This window comes from Holospora elegans E1 (genome assembly GCF_000648275.1).
In the GTDB taxonomy this organism is placed as follows: Bacteria; Pseudomonadota; Alphaproteobacteria; order Holosporales; family Holosporaceae; genus Holospora; species Holospora undulata_A.
The window spans coordinates 1-1,643 of record NZ_BAUP01000141.1 but is presented as its reverse complement, the minus strand read 5'-3'; the positions used below and the strand labels follow the sequence as shown (position 1 = coordinate 1,643).

The window sequence follows — 1,643 nt, the reverse complement described above, 5'->3', positions numbered from 1 at the left end:
GTTAAAAATAAGCACCACTCTGCTCCATTTTCGATCTCGATCAATATAGAACTTAGAACTCTTCAAAGCTTTGGCGGTTTTGGCGGTTTTGGCGTTTTTGGCGTTTTTGGCGTTTTGGATAATCTTGTTCGTACCAAAATTTATTTTGGTCATCTTTTCTGTAATAACTCCCATTTCTGTCATAAGGAGGACTGTTTTGGAAACGAAATGAATCTCTTGTATCGTAATCTTGTTCGTACCAAAATTTATTTTGGTCATCTTTTCTGTAATAACTCCCATTTCTGTCATAAGGAGGACTGTTTTGGAAACGAAATGAATCTCTTGTATCGTTAACAGCTTTCGCAAATCCTGCAACACCGTTCATTCCTTGAGCAATATTCGCCAAAGATGGATCTTTTGAATTTCTTGCAACACCGTACAACGTATTTGCTGTAATTTTCGCGACTTTAGAAAAAAGATTTAATTTGCCATTTTTTCCGTTTTCAGAAAAATATTGCGGTTGCTGTTGATTATACGCGTTTTTATAGTACATGTCATAGGGAAAAGAGGGCGTATTAGCGTAAATTTGGAAATTTTGCACTATTCCTGATAAAAATAAGAAAATTATACATTTTTTTATTTTGCTATTCATTTTATTACTTGTTGTTTTAAACTAAATATAATAATACAACATATTTATTAATATTTTGTTTTTATTTTGAGACCTTTAACAAAAGATAGCATGATTGTTTTCAATGTTTTATTAACGTGAAGTGCCGTAAAAATACGCAGTGTTACCTTCAGCAGTTCAAGTGATCGTGTGTTTGCAAGGGGGGCGAAATCTTGCAAACCAATGGCGGTGTCGAGCATTATTTTGTTCAAAGGAAAAGGTTTTATATTTTCCCTGAAATAGGCGGGGGCTTGTTTCCATTTTTTAATCGTTCAAAAAGTCGTTTGAATGTTTGATTCGAGTGATCACCAAATTCCCAATCGAAGAGCCCTTTTCCAGCACGATCATAGACTTTAGAAATCCAAATTTTTTGCTTCTTTTTTTTAAATAATACCAAAATTCATCGACTTCCTTGAAAATACCTTTGTCTTTTGGGGATAGCTCAATTTTGGCGCATAGCCTTGATTATAAGGTGACCGCCCCCTTTCAAAACAGCGCTCACGCTGACACCAAAACGCTGAGCACTTCGGTTCATTGAAAGGCCGCTTGCGTATAAAACAAGGGCTTGGAGCTTATCTTTCTTGGGCACACCTCGTGAAATTTTTTCCACATTTTTTACATTTGTACCGCTTACCCCATCGAACAAATCCGCTTTTAAAGCAATCAGAACACTCACAAAATTTACATACAATTATTTTTAGAGACTTTTAAAAGACTTCCTTTACTGATTTTAATAAAAAGCATCTTTAGTTAAAAGCTTCGAGTAAGGAAGGAAAATAAAGCAAACAATGGCATCTTCTAGCATCTTTTGCATAGCTTTCCCTTTAAGCGGCATTATCCATAACACTAGCTCTTTCTTTTTGTGTTTGATCCCAGAGAATTATGGAGTATATAATGAAGACAATAATTCATGGAGGAAAATATTCTAAATCAGTGGACAATTCATCCTGAATATTTTATACCTAATCCTAGCTACTTCTTGCTGGGACTAAAC

3 protein-coding genes are annotated in these 1,643 nt (G+C 34.9%); all 3 read right to left on the bottom strand.

Annotated features, from left to right (window positions below):
• Nucleotides 1-52: 52 nt before the first annotated feature.
• Nucleotides 53-580: a hypothetical protein gene (locus HE1_RS05710; protein WP_162480376.1), complete on the bottom strand. Its 528-nt coding sequence runs from the start codon at nt 578-580 to the stop codon at nt 53-55.
• 98 nt (nt 581-678) lie between these two features.
• The gene (locus HE1_RS09165; protein WP_162531299.1) at nt 679-861 is read right to left on the bottom strand and encodes a hypothetical protein; all 183 of its coding nucleotides are present in this window, start codon (nt 859-861) and stop codon (nt 679-681) included.
• Nucleotides 862-1,091: 230 nt separating this feature from the next.
• Nucleotides 1,092-1,325: a hypothetical protein gene (locus tag HE1_RS05705; protein ID WP_035545638.1), complete on the bottom strand. Its 234-nt coding sequence runs from the start codon at nt 1,323-1,325 to the stop codon at nt 1,092-1,094.
• Between the last annotated feature and the right edge of the window lie 318 nt (nt 1,326-1,643).